Here is a 15,837-nt window from a genome sequence, read left to right as displayed (position 1 = left end):
GCAAATTCCCGAAAAAAATCAAATATATTTTCCGGACAGAGTCTTTTCCGTCACACCACTAGGGATTGAGTCTCGCTTTGCGGCTCTGACTCCATATCTGGTGACGGACTCGTTTCGTTCTCCTGCTCAAATTTCTGTTAACCATAAAGATACGCCTTTAACCTATGTTAACGGCCTTGACCGCCGGCCATTTCGGACTCACCGTTAGCGCTGTTGGAAAAAGGAATAGAGTTTCATGGGGATTATCGAGCGCATTCACGCGCCCAAAGCACGCACCGCATCACGCGCTGCAACACGCACCGCAAAGAAGGCTGTCGATCTGCCATTGGGGCAGATATTGAAGATGGATTGCATCGAAGCCATGGCGTCCCTGCCGGATGCATCGGTTGATATGGTGTTTGCTGACCCTCCCTATAATCTGCAACTGGGTGGAGATCTGTTCCGTCCCGAAGGCGGGCAGGTGGATGCCGTGGATGATGCCTGGGACCATTTTGACAGCTTTGCCGCCTATGATGCCTTCACCAAGGCCTGGCTCGCGGAAGCGCGCCGCATATTGAAGCCCGACGGTTCCCTCTGGGTTATCGGCAGCTACCATAATATTTTCCGGGTCGGCGCTACATTGCAGGATCTCGGCTACTGGATCCTCAACGACATCATCTGGCGCAAGGCCAATCCGATGCCGAATTTCAAGGGAACGCGCTTCACCAATGCGCACGAGACCCTGATCTGGGCATCAAAGTCGGAAAAGGCGAAATATACATTTAACTATCGGGCGATGAAGAATCTCAACGATGAATTGCAGATGCGCAGCGACTGGGTCATGCCGATTTGCGGCGGCCAGGAACGGCTGAAACGCAACGGCAGCAAGGCGCATCCGACGCAGAAGCCGGAAGCGTTGCTGTATCGCATCATGCTGGCGACCACCAATCCCGGCGATGTTGTGCTCGACCCGTTTTTCGGCACCGGCACGACCGGCGCGGTTGCCAAACGACTGGGACGCGAATGGATCGGTTGCGAGAAAGAGGACAGCTATTGCGAAGTCGCGGAACAGCGGATCGCCGAAGCGCTGCCGCTCGATGAAAGCTCGCTGAAGACCATGCAGTCGCCGAAATCCAAGCCAAGGGTTGCGTTCGGCACATTGGTCGAGACCGGCTATCTGAAGCCCGGGGACGAATTGTGCAGCAAGAACCGCAAGTTCAAGGTCAAAGTGCGGGCCGATGGCTCGGTGCTCTGGGAAGGACAGGAAGGCTCGATCCACAAGATCGGTGCGACTGTACAGGATGCGCCGAGCTGCAATGGCTGGACCTACTGGTATTATGATGACGGCAAGACGCTGAAGCCGATCGACAATCTCCGCCAGACCTATTTGCTGGCTACTGAACCCTGATATGGGCGCGCCATTGGAAGATTTGGAAGCATGTGGAGCGGATGCCAGACTCTATCTGAAGCCTGTTGGACTGGTCGACAGTCCACAATGGCATGATGGTAAAAACCAACGTTTAAACAATAGTTTAACTTGGTTTTCTCAGATAGAATATCTGGTTATTGAAGCCGGAAAGCCGAACCTTCGGGGGCTGGTGAATGTCACCCAATGGCCGGAATGGTCAAAAGCCCTTCCGGAGCGGCTGGCCGAGCGTGCGGCGGCGCAATTTGCCAATCTGACGCGGCAACATGTTGCGCTGGAATGTGGCGACCGGACGATCCGGTTCGACCAGCCGCATGTCATGGGCATATTGAATATCACGCCCGACAGTTTTTCCGACGGCGGCAAGCATCAGGATGATCCGGAAAAGGCGGCCGAAGCGGGCCTCGCGATGGCGGTTGCCGGCGCGTCTATCCTCGATATCGGCGGGGAAAGCACCCGCCCCGGCGCGAACCCGGTATGGGAAGGCGACGAGATCAAACGCGTGGTGCCGGTGATCGAGAGGCTGGCCCATTGCGGCGCCGTTATATCCATCGACACGCGCAAGGCGGCGGTCATGGAAGCGGCGATTGCGGCGGGCGCGCATTTGATCAACGACGTTTCCGCCCTGTTGCACGACAAACGGTCGCTTGAAGTGGCCGGTATTTCCGGCCGTCCGGTTGTGCTCATGCACGCGCCCTCAAGCGGCAAAAACCCGCATAAAAGCGACGGATATGGCAATATTGTCACCGATACGCTCGATTGGCTCGAACAGAGGATCGCCGATGTCGTCGCTGCGGGCTTCGAGCGCGAGAAGATCATTGTCGATCCGGGCCTCGGCTTTGGCAAGTCGCTGGCCGACAATCTCGCCCTGATGAACAATATCGCGATGTTTCATACGCTCGGTCAGCCCTTGCTGATCGGCGCCAGTCGCAAGCGGATGATCGGCGCCTTGTCCAAGGAAGCACCGGTCGATCAACGCCTGGGCGGTTCAATCGCCTTCGCCCACCACGCGATCCAGCAGGGCGCACAAATCGTCCGGGTGCATGATGTGCCGGAAACGGTGCAGGCGCTGCAGGTCTGGCGCGGGATGCGCGATGCCGGGGTTACTGCGCCGGTTTAGACTGGACTCCGCAATATCCGGAAAGCGGACGGCGGCCGTGGTTTTGTTGGATGGCGGCAATTGGGTGGGAAGCGGACAATCGATTAACTCGGGCGCGGCATCTTCGTAACATGTTTGCGAAAGTTGATCGCTGTCCCGGAAAATGCGCTGGTCAGAACGAAAGCGATTGGCAGATTTGGTTCGGCATCGGTCACGACTTTCGCATCGAAGCCTCGAGATTTTAGAAATTCTGCTGCGGCATTTGCGGCTCTTTCCGGATTGTCGCTGACCAATCCGATGCAGGAAGTCGCCCCCTCGAGCTTGTCTAAGACATCTTGAGGCGAAAAGTTTATGATAGTGCCATCCCACAAGATCGAACGCTGAATGCCACTGCTGTCCATCTGAAAGCGCTCACGCACTCCATGCGTAGCAAGCAATGCCACAAGGATATCTTTAGCCTCGGGCGAGGCGGCGGCAAAAATATGCGAGCCCCGATCTGGAAAAGGCAACGGGTTGCGCCCGTTTGCTGCAAGTATGCTCCATGCAATGAAAAATGCAGTAAAAATAGAGGCAATGACAATCAACCAAACTGGGATAAACATAGACCCTCGCCCTTTTTCTATAATATACCAAAATGCCAAAATGGTGGCAATTGAGTCGTTTGCCGACGTAGCAGTTCTACGCCCTAGTTTGCAGATTGCACAGCAGGAGATGGATGAGATGCACATCAACTGGCTCTTCGTGGTTGTCGTCCTTTTCAGTACCTCTTGCACGGATCAGCGCGAGCAAAACCCTGTCGAAGACACCGCCCAGTTTGAACGGGTGTCTGCCAACTTGGTGGCCCACGGCGAGCGGGTTGCAGATGTTCTGGGTTGCACTGGTTGCCATGGTTCGAACCTGACAGGAGAGGATTGGAGCGAGCCAGGATTCGTCAATCTATGGACCGCCAATCTGACGAGATCCGTTGCGCGCTATACGGATGCGGAGCTTGCAAAGATCATCCGGAGCGGAGCGCGCGCTGATCGCGAGTTATGGGAGATGCCATCCCAAATTTTCGCCCAGCTGTCCAAGGAGGACATGTCCGCCGTCATCGCCTTCTTGCGCAGTAAAACTGCCGAAGGCCCAGTGCATGATGAGCCAGTATTCGAGGAAGCTGCTCGGCTGGAGCTCGCTTCTGGCGCATACACGTCCTCAAGAGCCGAAGTGGCAAAAAAAGGGGCTATCTGGCCGCCAGACGCGGGCAAAGCGCACGCGCTCGGTCGGTATATTGTGAGGGCTACTTGCGCGGAATGTCATGGGCTGAATCTGAGAGGAGGACAGCCTTACCCAGAAGCAACCATGCGTCCCGACCTGAGGATAGTCGCCGCCTACGACATTGATCAATTCCGCCACCTGTTGCGCGACGGCAAGGCAATCGGTGAACGGGATGTCAGCTTAATGAGCGAAGTTGCCCTTGGCCGATACAAGCACTTTTCTGATGCCGAAATAGCGGCTGTTCATGGATACCTTCGTCGGGTTGCTCAGCTCGAGCCGTGATTTCCGCATTTGGGGCGGTAGCGGAAATAAAGACGACATATCAATAATTTCGTCTTTCGCCCCCAAAGCAGACATTGGTTCAATCGCTCAATCGGCCAGTTCGACCTGCCGGACGTCATAGCCGGACTTGTTGAGGTCGGCGATCAGGTCTTCCAGCTGTTCGCGGTCTTTTGCTTCGCATTCGATGTCGGTGATCAGCCCCTTGGCCGGCAGGTTGGTAAAAACCCGCTGGTGATAGACTTCGATGATATTGACCTCATGCTCGGCAAATTGCTTGACCACATTGTAAAGCGCGCCGGGCTGGTCGCGGAGATGCAGACGCAGCCGCGCCAGGCGGCCCGAGCGGGCGAGATCGCGGAGCAGGACATTGGCCAGCAGGCGGGTATCGATATTGCCACCGCACAATACGAGACCGACCTTCTCGCCCCTGAATTTTTCCTTGTTGCTCAGCAATGCGGCAAGGCCGGCAGCGCCGGCACCTTCGACGACTGTCTTTTCGATCTGCAGCAACAGGCTGACCGCGCCTTCCAGTTCCGCTTCGCTGACCAGCAATATTTCGTCGACATATTTCTTGATGATCGCGGCGGTGAATTCGGAAGGATTGCGCACGGCAATGCCTTCGGCCAGTGTATCGCCTCCGGCCGTCAGGGTTTTTCCGTTCAGTTTGGCGTACATGCTGGGATAAAGCGCTGCCTGCACGCCGGTCATCTTGATATCCGGTTTGATCGCAGATGCCGCGGTTGCCATGCCGGAAAATAATCCGCCGCCGCCGATGGGTATGATCATCCGGTCCAGATCGGGAATGGCTTCGAGCATTTCGATCGCTACGGTTCCCTGACCGGCCGCAACATGCGGGTCATCAAAAGCGTGGATATAGGTGAGGCCGCGCTGATCGGAGAGCAGCATGGCATGCGCATAGGCTTCATCATAATTGCTGCCGAAAATTACGATCTCGGCGCCATGGCCGCGGGTCTGTTCGACCTTCACCATCGGTGTCGTGCTCGGCATGACGATCGTCGCCGGTATGCCCAGATTCTTTGCATTATAGGCGAGACCCTGAGCGTGGTTGCCGGCCGAGGCGGCGATCACGCCAGCCTTGCGCTTGCTCTCGTCCATCAGCAGCAGGGCGTTGAGCGCACCGCGTTCCTTATAGGCAGCGGTAAACTGAAGATTCTCGAATTTGAGAAAGACTTCGGCGCCGCTGAGCTCTGACAGGGTGATGCTTTTCAGCGTCGGGGTGTGGACGACCCGGCCCTTGATCCGGTCGTGCGCCGCTTTCACATCCTCGAAATCGAAGGAGGGAAGGGCGGATTTCTGCATATCATTCATATCGCCTGTGCCCCTAACGCATCTGGCCATCGAGGGAAACAATGATTATGGCCGTTCCAACGGTTAGGGAGATCTATGGCAAATATCGGATTTATCGGGATGGGCGTGATGGGCGGTCCCATAGCGGGTCATCTGGCCAAAGCAGGGCATGCGCTCACGGTCTATAATCGCACCAGGTCCAAGGCGGAATCCTGGGTTGCGCAATATGGCGGGACGCTGGCCGAGAACCCGGCAGCAGCGGCCCGCGACAAGCAGATTGTGATTACCTGCGTCGGCAATGACGACGATCTGGCCTCTGTCACGATGGGGCGGGACGGTGCCTTTTCGACCATGGAATCGGGTTCCCTGTTCATCGACCATACCACCGTTTCCGCAAGAATCGCGCGGCAATTGGCGGTCGAAGCCGAAGGCCGGGCCATCCATGTTGTCGACGCTCCGGTTTCCGGAGGCCAGGCCGGTGCGGAAAATGGCACATTGTCGATCATGTGCGGCGGCAGCGAGGAGGCCTTTGCCGCAGCCGAGCCGGTGATGTCGGCTTATGCCGGACGGATCGTCCATGTCGGACGGACCGGCGCCGGACAGACGACAAAAATGTGCAACCAGATCGCGATTGCCGGGGTCCTCGAAGGCCTGTCGGAAGCGCTGCGCTTCGCCCAGGCCAGCCAGCTCGATCTGGACAAAGTCCACGAGGCGATCTCGGGCGGTGCGGCGCAAAGCTGGCAGATGGACAATCGCTGGGCGACCATGGCGCAGGACAAATTCGATTTCGGCTTTGCTGTCGACTGGATGCGCAAGGATCTGGGACTGGCGATCGAGGAAGCGCGGACCAATGGCGCAACCATCCCGGTGGCGGCACTGGTCGACCAGTTTTACGCAGAAGTGCAGGCCGCCGGCGGCGGACGCAATGACACGAGCTCGCTCGTGTCGCGCCTCCCGAAAAGAAAATAGACAAAGGTAGTTGATATGGCCGGTTGGCTGAAAAATTGTGGCGCGGCACTGGGTTTGATTGCGGGTACGCTATTTCTTCTGCCCTCAGTTGCCCGTGCCGACAGTCTGATCGAGAATGTCAACGGCATGACCCTCGACAGCGAGGGCAAGATCGTCCGCTTCGCCGCGATGGTTATCGATGACGATGGCCGGGTCAAGCAGCTGCTCGACCGTCGGGACAAACGCCCGCGCGAGGTCGACTTCCAGTTTGACGGCAAGGGCCAGACATTGATCCCCGGCTTTTTCGATGCTCACGGCCATGTCATGGGCATGGGCTTCGGGGCGCTGACGCTGGATCTGTCCGGCACCAAGTCTCTGGCAGAAGCGCTTGCCAAGATCGCGCGATATGCGGCGGCCAATCCGAACCGGCAATGGATCATCGGCAATGGATGGAATCAGGAGGTCTGGGGACTGGGCCGCTTTCCCACCGCAGCAGAACTGGATGCGATCGTCCCGGACCGTCCGGTATTCCTGTCGCGGGTCGACGGTCATGCGGCCTGGGTCAATGGTACGGCGATGAAGGCGGCGGGCATTACTGCTTCAAGCAAATCTCCTTCTGGGGGAACCATCGAGAAGGCCGGCGGCAATCCAACCGGAATCTTCGTCGATACGGCGATGGAGTTATTCGGAGAGGCCATTCCCGCTCCCAGACCGGTGGAAAATGATCTGGCGCTCGGCAAGGCGCAGGATATATTGCTCGCCAACGGGGTTACCTCGATTGCGGACATGGGCACGACGATGCAGGACTGGCAGAGCTTTCGCCGGGCGGGCGATGCCGGCCAGTTGAAAATCCGCATCGTCTCTTATGCTGCCGGTATTGATAATATGATTGCCATAGCCGGTCCCGGGCCATCGCCTTGGCTATATGACGATCATCTCAAGCTGGCCGGCGTAAAGCTTTATATGGATGGTGCACTGGGATCGCGTGGCGCCCTGTTAAAGGCGCCTTATGCTGACAGGCCCAAGGAAAGCGGGCTGGCTATGCTGACGTCGGCGCAGCTGAAAAACAAGATGAGCCGGGCGGCCATGGATGGTTTCCAGATCGCGGTGCATGCCATCGGTGACAAGGGAAATGACGAAGTCCTGTCCGCTATCGAGGAATTGCAGGCGACATATAAGGGCGATCGCCGCTGGCGGATCGAACATGCCCAGATAGTCGAGCCGTCCGACATCGGTCGCTTCGCCGCATCCGGGTCGATCGCCTCGATGCAGCCTGTTCACCAGACATCGGACCGGCTGATGGCGGAAGCGCGGCTCGGGCCGGATCGTCTGCACGGCGCTTATGCCTGGAAATCCTTGCTTGATTCAGGGGCAAGGCTGGCTTTCGGTACGGATGTTCCCGTCGAATCATCCGATCCCTTTGCCGGACTGAGCGCCGCGATGACGCGGGAAGATGCCGCCGGGCAGCCCTTCGGTGGATGGATGCCGGAAGAAAGGCTGAGCCGCGAACAGGCTTGGCAAGCCTATACAAATGGAGCCGCTTACGCCGCGTTTGCCGAAGATCGCCTCGGCAGCCTTGAAGTAGGAAAACGGGCAGATTTTCTCATTATCGATCGGGATATTCTGCTGTCCACCCCGGCGCAGATTCGAAATATGCAAGTCCTCCAGACCTGGGTCGCGGGCAAGCCTGCATTTGTCCGGAAATGATAAATGGAAGGCTAAGTGGCTTGTAAGCAAGCTAACTTGAGAATTTAATTGGTGTTTGTTGTTGTGCAGAATCAGCAATTGGTATAGATCGGTCGGGCCTGAGGGATGGACGTAATGAAGCCCTCTTGAGTACACTGGGACGCATGGAAGCCCAAAATTTGGGGTTCCGACCTTTGTAAATCGACTAATTGGAGCATTATTATGAATTTTGGTAAATTGGCTGCAGGTATCGCAGCAGTGTCTTTGGTAGCGGCTCCTGTCGCTGCTCAAGCCGCAAACAGTGCGGCGCCTGCTGTTGAACGTCTGGGTGCGACTTCGTCGTCTTCGGAAAAGCTTGAAGGCGAAAACGGCATTCTGATCGCGGTTCTGGCAGCTGCAGCGGTTATCGCTGGTATCATCATCATTGCTGATGGCGATGACGATCCAACAAGCCCCTGAGCTTTGGTAAAATAAATTTGAAACGGGGCGATTTTCGCCCCGTTTTTTTATAGCCGGTCCATTGGAATCAATATATAAATACGTGGTAAATCACCTTTTCATTTTGTTCCCTGCATTGCATATTGTCCCTGCCGATTCTGAAAAACCCAACAAAAGGCTGGCATTGTGACTGCACCCGTTCGCTTTCCGCGATTTTTTGTAACCAATCCGAGCCCGTGCCCCTATTTGCCCGGCAAGAGTGAACGCAAGGTATTTACCGAACTCAACGGCCCCCATACTGACGAATTGAACGATGCGCTTGGGCGGATCGGATTTCGCCGGAGCCAGAATGTGGCCTATCGCCCCAGTTGTCTGGATTGCAAGGCGTGCGTCTCGGTTCGCGTTATCGCTGACGAATTTCGTCCCAACGGGACCCAGAGAAAACTCATCCGGCGCAATCAGGATCTGGTTGTCGAGGCTTGCGAGCCCTGGGCAACGGACGAACAATATCAACTGCTCCAGAATTATCTCGCCAAACGCCATCCCGGCGGCGGCATGGCCGAAATGGACGAGATGGATTTTTCCGACATGGTCGAGCAGTCGCCGGTCAAGAGTTTCATGATCGAATATCGCGAGCCGACTGCAGACGGTAGCAAGGGGCGTCTGGTTGGCGCCTGCCTGACCGATCAACAGGGCGATGGCCTGTCGATGATCTACAGCTTCTTCGATGCAGAGCATGGCGAGCGCGCCGGTCTCGGGAATTATATCATCATGGATCACATCCTGCGCGCCAGGACAGCCGGATTGCCTTATGTCTATCTCGGCTATTGGGTCGACGGCTCGCCGCAGATGGAATATAAAGTCAGATATCGGCCGATCGAGCGGCTTGGTCCGGAAGGCTGGGAAAGATATGATCCAGCCGATCCACCGAAATAATAATCCCCGAACCGATATGGTTCGGCATAAGCCAAGTCAAAAAAAAGCCTGCTGACCGGATGAGGTCAGCAGGCTTTTTTTACATATGTGACCCTATCAGTCGTACATGCAGCGGGCCTGTTGGCATCCCTTGAGCGGGGCAGCTTTTGGTGCCGGTTTCCAGACTTTCTTCGCTGCCGGCTTCCACTGCTTCTTGTAGGTCGGCTTGGAATAGACGACTTCCTCTTCGATGTAGGTTGTCGTTGTTGTGGTCGTAACCGGTGCGGACTGGATGATGATTGTTGTCACCATCGGTTGGGCCTGCGGATAATAATAGGCCTGACCATATTGTCCGTTCCAGCCGCTGGGATAGGCCGGATAGGTCTGGGGCGGTTGTGGCCGATGATGCTGGACCGGCGGATGTGCGGGATATCGCGCCGTATCTTGCCGTTCATAGCCATGTTGCTTGAGCAGCTTGCGGCAACGATCGCTGCCCTGGTCAATCGCCGCTCCGGCGACTGCGCCAAGGCCACCACCGATTAATGATCCACCCAAACGGTTTCCGCTACCTGCGATGCGGTTGCCCGCGAACGCGCCAATCGCACCACCGACAATGGCTCCGCCGATACCGCTGCTTTTCTTGCATTGTTCAAGATAGGCCAGTTCTTCGGAGCGCTCGTTGTCAAATCCACGATCATCCGGATAAGGAACATAATGTTCCGGGCGGGCATTCTGGTCCGCGCGAGATCCCCAATGCGGAGCCATGTTGGCGTCGCCGATGAATGTGCCGGAATATTCGCCTTCATATGTCCGGCCCTCGGCGTCACGATAGGTGCCCTGCCATTCGCCCTGATAACTGCCGTCTTCGCGATATTCGCCGTCCCAGTCACCCTGATAGGTCGACTGGTTGCTGTTGTAGGCGGACGGCGTCGCAAGAACACGATCGTCGCCGGCAAATACGCCGGGATCATAAGTCGCCCGACCGTCGCGATAGCCGTCATGATAGCCTTTGTTATAACGGTCCCAGTCGACATTGTAGCGGGCATCCTGGACAACGCCGTAGCGGTCGGTCAGAACGGCATCGTCATAATAGCGCGACCAGCCATAGCCAAAACTCGGCTGACTCAATCCGTAATAGCCGAAATTGCCAATGAAATAACTGGGTTGGATATAGGTCTGGGGCAGGCGGAACCCGCGATGCGGTTTGCGATAGCCGTTGCCATAGCCGACGCGGCCCTGGCGAACAAAATTTCCGCCCTGCCGATGGGTTTTCATCTGGCGTGTGCCGCTCATATGTTTCATCTGCCGCGTATTACCCATGCGCGGCATTGATCTGGTTCCCTGTGCCGGGTTCGCCAGCGCCGTTGAAGACGCGAAGGAGAGATCAATCGACGACCTCGTTGTATCGGCTGATACCGAGTCGATAGCAGCATTGGCCGATCCTGATGCCGTGGTCAAAACACCGGCAAGGCCAACAAATAAAAGGGTCTTCATGGTTAACAACTCCCTAGTTTCGAGCACGCACCGAGCGTGTTCGACCGAAATCTGGTTAACAGTTGTTTACCATTTTCCGGCGGCTTTGGCCATTAGGGGCTTGTAAAATAGAGTAGATTTACGCCGGTGTATCGAAATGGGGCATATTGGTTACCGTGGCGTTAACCAAGGCTATTAGCAATTGCTCCGATCAGTTTGACCATTCCGGCCTCATCGGCGGGAGCAAAACGGTCGGGCAGGGGGCTGTCGAGGTCTAGTACGCCAATCACAACGCCGTTTTTCAATATCGGTACGACCAGTTCGCTGCGGCTATCGGCATCGCAGGCAATATGGCCGGGAAAGGCATCGACATCAGCGACCCGTTGCGCAAGGCCGGACGCTGCGGCGGTGCCGCAAACGCCAGATCCTATTGCGATCCTGATACAGGCAACCTTGCCCTGAAACGGCCCGAGCACCAGTTCTCCATCTACCACGCGATAGAAACCGGCCCAGTTGAGGTCCGGCATATATTGCCAGATCAGCGCCGCGACATTGGCCATATTGGCAATCGCATCCGGTTCGCCGTTTACCACAGCGGACGCGGATGATGTCAGGTCAGCATAAAATTCTGCTGCCGGCTGGTTTTTATCGATGGCAATGTCGAACATGATTATGCGTCCCGCCTTTCAGGCTGTTATTCTGTTTAAAGTTTCGTCACCGGATCAAATTTCGCAAACCAGCCTGTGGCATTGTCGACGCTGGCGACAGGCCGCTTCGGTCTGCAGGCAGTTAGATGGGATGCATTCGCGATCCTTGCAAGCACCTCATTGGCGTCCCGGATATTCTATGTGGGATATATTCGTTCAGCATAGCCAGATATATGTTGGGTGAAGCTCTTGGTGGCAGGCGAGCCACCCTGTTCAGTCGAGCCCCGGCTTGCCGCGTGTCTTCTTGACCGAAGCCTTTTTCTTTTTGCTGTCGACCCGCCGGGCCTTGGCGGCTCTGCTCGGCCGGGTTTTGATCCTGCGGGCGTCGCGCTGATAGGCCTCTTCGATCATCTCCGCCAGGCGCCTGCGCGCTTCGGCCCGATTGGCCTCGCGGGTGCGATATTCGCGCACGGTGAACACCAGTTCGCCGCCAGTGGTCATTTTGCGCCCTGCCAGCGTCTTCAGTTTGCGAAACGCATAAGGCTCCAGTCCGAGTGCGTAGACATTTACCCGCATCTGGACCGCAGTGGCCACCTTGTTAACATTCTGGCCACCAGGTCCACTGGCCGCCAGAAACGTCTCGGTGATCGCGCTTTCGGGAATATCAACCATGTTCTCGTTCCTAGCGCCATCAACCGCCGGGCAACAGAGCTTGTTAACGAAGTCCGTCATTTGGCATCGAAATCGCTTCTTTTGTCGCCAGATCGTGACGAAATCTCGTCGATTTCGGAAAATCTCGGATCATTTCGGATCAAAACCGGCAAAAAGTTAATTTTTTTTCGAAGGGTGGCGGGAGTCCGTAAACGACTCGTTTCTGCGGGTTCCAGAGTCATTTGACTCCTCGCGACTCCTGTTGAATCCTGCCTTAGGGAAAAATTAACCTTTTACGTTCATTGATCTTATGGTTAATAAATGATCCATCGGGTCGGCACAGTGGTCGATCTGGAGCGAGTAAATAAAAAAAGGGGCTGCCTGATGCGCGTGCTGCTGATTGAAGACGAACCAACGACCGCAAAAGCGATTGAGCTGATGCTGACAACCGAGGGTTTTAACGTTTATACCACGGATCTGGGCGAAGAGGGCCTCGATCTCGGCAAGCTTTATGATTATGATATCATATTGCTCGATCTTAACCTGCCGGACATGCATGGTTATGATGTGCTCAAGAAGCTGCGCGTTGCGAAAGTGCAAACGCCCGTTCTCATTCTTTCCGGTATCAGCGAGATGGACAGCAAGGTTCGCAGCTTCGGCTTCGGTGCCGATGATTATGTCACCAAGCCGTTCCATCGCGACGAACTGGTAGCGCGTATCCATGCCGTTGTGCGTCGGTCCAAGGGCCATTCGCAAAGCGTTATCCGGACCGGCAAGCTGGCCGTCAATCTGGATGCCAAGACGGTCGAAGTCGATGGCAATCGTGTCCATCTGACCGGCAAGGAATATGCGATGCTCGAGCTGCTCTCCCTCCGAAAGGGAACGACGCTCACCAAGGAAATGTTCCTCAACCATCTTTATGGCGGGATGGACGAACCGGAACTCAAGATTATCGACGTATTTATCTGCAAGCTGCGCAAGAAACTGTCGCTGGCTTGCGGTGGTGAAAATTATATCGAGACGGTCTGGGGCCGTGGTTATGTTCTTCGGGATATGGAAGAAGAAACCGCTCCTACCGCTCAAGTCGCCTAAACTACGAAGCGTTCACTACCCAAAAACTGGTCTGATTGCCGGACCCAAAATCGGCGGAACCAAAAGGGTTCCGCCGATTTTTTTATGTCGCGGTGTCGAGATACCAGCGTTCCGGCCCTTGCAGCGCCAGTGCGGTCAGCTTTTCCGAATAATAGGCGCCGGTATCGATGCCGATGCGGGTTCCGGTCTCCACGACATCATCGTTGATCGTATGTCCGTAAACGATGATCTTTTCGTGCGCTTCCTGAGCCGAAAGAAACTCTTCACGGATCCAGCGGAGGTCTTTCTGACGCTGTTCCGACAGCGGCACGCCGGGACGAATCCCGGCATGGACAAAGGCATAGTCACCGATGGAGATCTGATCCTCGAAGCCGGCGATAAAGTCGATATGGTCCTGAGGGAATAGTTCGGGAATGCGCTGTGCCAATTGCGTCATATCCAGTTCCATATATTCCTTCATGGTGATTTCGTAGCTCAAGATCGTCTCGCGGCCACCGATCCGGTTGAAGAAGCGGACAGATTTTTCGTCACCGGCCGCCGCCGCCAGATAGACTTCTTCGTGATTGCCCATCAGGAAGCGGACATTGCCGAATATGTCCCTGGCCTGCATCGCGGTATCAATGACGCCGGCGCTATCGGGACCCCGGTCTATCAGGTCACCGAGGAAGATAATCTCGCTTTCGGCACTATCCCGCTCGCCATCGTCCTTGATGATCTTGTCGAGCAGCTTCTTCAACAGGTCGTTACGGCCATGAACATCGCCAATGGCATAGACCCGGCGCCCCTCCGGGATGGTCGCGCTGTCGATCGGCCGCGCTGGCTTTTTTTTGCGTAAAAGACGTTTCAGCATGATGCTAACAAATTTGTCCTGAGAAACCGGGTTTCAAGGGTCGAAGGCGATATTTTATACGAGGCGATGTTCTTGCATGAAGCAACCTGAACGGTCGCTGATAATCGTCAGCTTTCGACCGTGAAGGTGAGACCGGCCTTGTCTTCCAGCCGTTGCACCAGCTTCTTGCCCATCAGCGCGCCCGGGGTCCAGACGCCGCCACCTTTTTTGATATTGTCCTGAGCCAGACAGAGAGCGGATTCTGCGATCATCTTGGAGGTCGAGCCATAGCCGGGATCCTTGTCGCCCTTGACGCATAGAGTGGCCGTTTCGCCATCTGCGGTTTCGCCGAGGAACAACAGGTCATAATAGCCGTTTTCGCGCTGTTCCCTGGTCGGGCCTTCGCCTGGCTTGGGAGCATCGTCACCACCGAAGGGGTTGGCTTTTGCCACCATTTCAGCGGCCTGCTTGCCGAGATCACCTGCGCTGGTGACGACCATTTCATCATATTTGAAATCTTCGCCGAAGGGGAAGTCGAGCAGGAAATTGGTCCGGTGGACATTTTTCGTGTTGATCGCCGCCATGATGAACGGTGCGACCCAGCTGTCGATGGTCTTGTCATATTTGGGGATCAGCATATTGGGCTGGTCCGGTCCTTCGAAACCGGGGGTCAGGCCAAAGCTGCTCGCCAGAATTTTGACAAGGCCGGGATTTTTGGCGATCGCCTTCATTGTTTCTTTCAGGCTGGCGGCGGTTCCGCCGGAGAATGTACCTTCCATGGCGCGAACCCGTCCCTTGACGCGGGTGGCCGGCTTGGCAAAGCGCTTGCTCATTTCCTGCTGCAGCATCAGCACGCCGAGATCGAAGGGAATCGAGTCAAATCCGCAGGAAAAACAAATCTGTGCGCCCGACTTTTCAGCTTCTTCCTGATGTTTGTCGATCATCGCGCGCATCCACCCGGGCTCGCCGCACAGGTCGACATAATGGGTGCCGTTCTTGACGCAGGCTGCAACCAGTTCGTCGCCATATAATTGATAGGGACCGACCGTGGTCAGCACGACCTTGGTCCGGCTTGCCATCATGTCGATCGACGCGGCATCATCGGAATCAGCCACAACCAGCGGCGTGTCCTTGGGCGCACCGATGAGATCGCGAACTTCTTCAAGCTTGTCGATGCTGCGGCCTGCCATAGCCCATTTAGGAGCGTCTTTGCCGATACCATATTGCTGCGCCATATATTCGGCGACAAGGCGGCCCGTATAACCGGTTGAACCATAGATGATGACATCAAATTCGCGTGTGTCGGACATAGCGAGCGCTCCTGCAGATTGTTTAATCGGTGGGTTAATTTCCCTGCCTATGGCCTAGAGTTTGGCCAGAGTCACACCTTTTTGGCCCATATATTTACCGGAACGGTCGGCATAGCTGGTCTCGCAGGGTTCATTGCCTTTGAGGAACAGGAACTGGCAAGCGCCCTCGTTGGCGTAGATTTTGGCGGGCAGGGGGCTGGTGTTGGAAAATTCCAGGGTGACATGGCCTTCCCATTCCGGCTCCAGCGGCGTGACATTCACGATGATCCCGCAACGGGCATAAGTCGACTTTCCGAGGCAGATGACCAGCACATCGCGCGGTATCCGGAAATATTCGACCGTCCGGGCCAGCGCGAAACTGTTCGGCGGAATGATGCAGCAGTCGGTCTTGCGGTCGACGAAACTATTCTCGGCGAAATTCTTGGGATCGACAACGGCGTTGTTCACATTGGTGAAAATCTTGAACTCGTCCGATACCCGTGCGTCATAGCCATAAGAGG

General features: G+C 56.0%; 16 protein-coding genes. 8 read left to right on the top strand and 8 right to left on the bottom strand.

The features are described from left to right. Nucleotides 1–235: 235 nt before the first annotated feature. Nucleotides 236–1,387, top strand: a complete 1,152-nt coding sequence (locus tag AACZ86_RS07225) for a DNA methyltransferase (protein WP_339690837.1) — start codon at nt 236–238, stop codon at nt 1,385–1,387. Between the two features lies 1 nt (nt 1,388). Further along, on the top strand, nt 1,389–2,525 hold the full coding sequence (gene folP / locus AACZ86_RS07220) for a dihydropteroate synthase (RefSeq protein ID WP_339690836.1): 1,137 nt from the start codon (nt 1,389–1,391) through the stop codon (nt 2,523–2,525). Nucleotides 2,526–2,608: 83 nt separating this feature from the next. Here folP and AACZ86_RS07215 read toward each other — a convergent pair whose 3' ends face one another. Then, nucleotides 2,609–3,088, bottom strand: coding sequence for a hypothetical protein (locus AACZ86_RS07215; protein WP_339690835.1), 480 nt, complete (start codon nt 3,086–3,088; stop codon nt 2,609–2,611). Between AACZ86_RS07215 and AACZ86_RS07210 the strand changes: the two genes are divergently transcribed. Then, a complete protein-coding gene (locus AACZ86_RS07210) occupies nt 3,051–4,040 on the top strand; it encodes a c-type cytochrome (RefSeq protein ID WP_339690832.1) in 990 nt (329 codons plus the stop codon). The two genes, AACZ86_RS07215 and AACZ86_RS07210, sit on opposite strands and share 38 nt — an antisense overlap. A gap of 87 nt (nt 4,041–4,127) precedes the next feature. Here the strand turns inward: AACZ86_RS07210 and AACZ86_RS07205 are convergent, their stop codons facing one another. Further along, on the bottom strand, nt 4,128–5,369 hold the full coding sequence (locus AACZ86_RS07205) for a threonine ammonia-lyase (RefSeq protein ID WP_339690830.1): 1,242 nt from the start codon (nt 5,367–5,369) through the stop codon (nt 4,128–4,130). A 75-nt stretch (nt 5,370–5,444) separates the two neighbouring features. Between AACZ86_RS07205 and AACZ86_RS07200 the strand changes: the two genes are divergently transcribed. From AACZ86_RS07200 to AACZ86_RS07185, 4 genes are all read left to right on the top strand, one after another. Next, nucleotides 5,445–6,317, top strand: a complete 873-nt coding sequence (locus AACZ86_RS07200; RefSeq protein WP_339690827.1) for an NAD(P)-dependent oxidoreductase — start codon at nt 5,445–5,447, stop codon at nt 6,315–6,317. A 15-nt stretch (nt 6,318–6,332) separates the two neighbouring features. After that, entirely contained in the window at nt 6,333–8,003 is a 1,671-nt protein-coding gene (locus AACZ86_RS07195; protein WP_339690825.1) for an amidohydrolase family protein, read from the top strand. A 201-nt stretch (nt 8,004–8,204) separates the two neighbouring features. Next, nucleotides 8,205–8,441, top strand: coding sequence for a hypothetical protein (locus AACZ86_RS07190; RefSeq protein ID WP_339690822.1), 237 nt, complete (start codon nt 8,205–8,207; stop codon nt 8,439–8,441). Nucleotides 8,442–8,606: 165 nt separating this feature from the next. Continuing rightward, nucleotides 8,607–9,356 (top strand): arginyltransferase, encoded by a 750-nt coding sequence (locus AACZ86_RS07185; protein WP_339690820.1) that lies wholly within the window; start codon nt 8,607–8,609, stop codon nt 9,354–9,356. A gap of 96 nt (nt 9,357–9,452) precedes the next feature. On the opposite strand, the gene AACZ86_RS07180 is transcribed toward AACZ86_RS07185, so the two are convergent. The 3 genes from AACZ86_RS07180 to arfB form a co-directional block, all read right to left on the bottom strand. Continuing rightward, nucleotides 9,453–10,829 (bottom strand): RcnB family protein, encoded by a 1,377-nt coding sequence (locus AACZ86_RS07180; protein ID WP_339690818.1) that lies wholly within the window; start codon nt 10,827–10,829, stop codon nt 9,453–9,455. Between the two features lie 161 nt (nt 10,830–10,990). Next, nucleotides 10,991–11,476 (bottom strand): GAF domain-containing protein, encoded by a 486-nt coding sequence (locus AACZ86_RS07175; RefSeq protein WP_339690816.1) that lies wholly within the window; start codon nt 11,474–11,476, stop codon nt 10,991–10,993. Between the two features lie 252 nt (nt 11,477–11,728). After that, nucleotides 11,729–12,127, bottom strand: coding sequence for an alternative ribosome rescue aminoacyl-tRNA hydrolase ArfB (arfB, locus tag AACZ86_RS07170; RefSeq protein ID WP_339690814.1), 399 nt, complete (start codon nt 12,125–12,127; stop codon nt 11,729–11,731). A gap of 363 nt (nt 12,128–12,490) precedes the next feature. Here arfB and AACZ86_RS07165 point away from each other — a divergent pair, with 363 nt between their 5' ends. Continuing rightward, on the top strand, nt 12,491–13,198 hold the full coding sequence (locus tag AACZ86_RS07165) for a response regulator transcription factor (RefSeq protein ID WP_339690813.1): 708 nt from the start codon (nt 12,491–12,493) through the stop codon (nt 13,196–13,198). 82 nt (nt 13,199–13,280) lie between these two features. On the opposite strand, the gene AACZ86_RS07160 is transcribed toward AACZ86_RS07165, so the two are convergent. The 3 genes from AACZ86_RS07160 to dcd form a co-directional block, all read right to left on the bottom strand. After that, nucleotides 13,281–14,048, bottom strand: a complete 768-nt coding sequence (locus tag AACZ86_RS07160; protein ID WP_339690810.1) for a metallophosphoesterase family protein — start codon at nt 14,046–14,048, stop codon at nt 13,281–13,283. A gap of 107 nt (nt 14,049–14,155) precedes the next feature. Then, on the bottom strand, nt 14,156–15,337 hold the full coding sequence (locus AACZ86_RS07155) for a saccharopine dehydrogenase NADP-binding domain-containing protein (protein ID WP_339690807.1): 1,182 nt from the start codon (nt 15,335–15,337) through the stop codon (nt 14,156–14,158). Nucleotides 15,338–15,391: 54 nt separating this feature from the next. After that, nucleotides 15,392–15,837 (bottom strand): dCTP deaminase (dcd, locus tag AACZ86_RS07150; protein WP_339690806.1); only part of this gene is annotated, 446 nt, incomplete at its 5' end.

Source organism: uncultured Parasphingorhabdus sp. (genome assembly GCF_963975735.1).
In the GTDB taxonomy this organism is placed as follows: domain Bacteria; phylum Pseudomonadota; class Alphaproteobacteria; order Sphingomonadales; family Sphingomonadaceae; genus Parasphingorhabdus.
The sequence above is the reverse complement of the archived record's forward strand: the minus strand, read 5'-3'. Positions and strand labels throughout refer to the sequence as shown.

Coding starts and splice junctions, on each gene's coding strand:
- AACZ86_RS07175 (WP_339690816.1), bottom strand. CDS start 11,476: ATGTTCGACATTGCCATCGATAAAAACCAGCCGGCAGCAGAATTTTAT.
- AACZ86_RS07210 (WP_339690832.1), top strand. CDS start 3,051: ATGAAAAATGCAGTAAAAATAGAGGCAATGACAATCAACCAAACTGGG.
- AACZ86_RS07200 (WP_339690827.1), top strand. CDS start 5,445: ATGGCAAATATCGGATTTATCGGGATGGGCGTGATGGGCGGTCCCATA.
- AACZ86_RS07225 (WP_339690837.1), top strand. CDS start 236: ATGGGGATTATCGAGCGCATTCACGCGCCCAAAGCACGCACCGCATCA.
- AACZ86_RS07165 (WP_339690813.1), top strand. CDS start 12,491: ATGCGCGTGCTGCTGATTGAAGACGAACCAACGACCGCAAAAGCGATT.
- AACZ86_RS07180 (WP_339690818.1), bottom strand. CDS start 10,829: ATGAAGACCCTTTTATTTGTTGGCCTTGCCGGTGTTTTGACCACGGCA.
- AACZ86_RS07205 (WP_339690830.1), bottom strand. CDS start 5,369: ATGAATGATATGCAGAAATCCGCCCTTCCCTCCTTCGATTTCGAGGAT.
- AACZ86_RS07160 (WP_339690810.1), bottom strand. CDS start 14,048: ATGCTGAAACGTCTTTTACGCAAAAAAAAGCCAGCGCGGCCGATCGAC.
- AACZ86_RS07195 (WP_339690825.1), top strand. CDS start 6,333: ATGGCCGGTTGGCTGAAAAATTGTGGCGCGGCACTGGGTTTGATTGCG.
- AACZ86_RS07155 (WP_339690807.1), bottom strand. CDS start 15,337: ATGTCCGACACACGCGAATTTGATGTCATCATCTATGGTTCAACCGGT.
- folP (WP_339690836.1), top strand. CDS start 1,389: ATGGGCGCGCCATTGGAAGATTTGGAAGCATGTGGAGCGGATGCCAGA.
- AACZ86_RS07190 (WP_339690822.1), top strand. CDS start 8,205: ATGAATTTTGGTAAATTGGCTGCAGGTATCGCAGCAGTGTCTTTGGTA.
- arfB (WP_339690814.1), bottom strand. CDS start 12,127: ATGGTTGATATTCCCGAAAGCGCGATCACCGAGACGTTTCTGGCGGCC.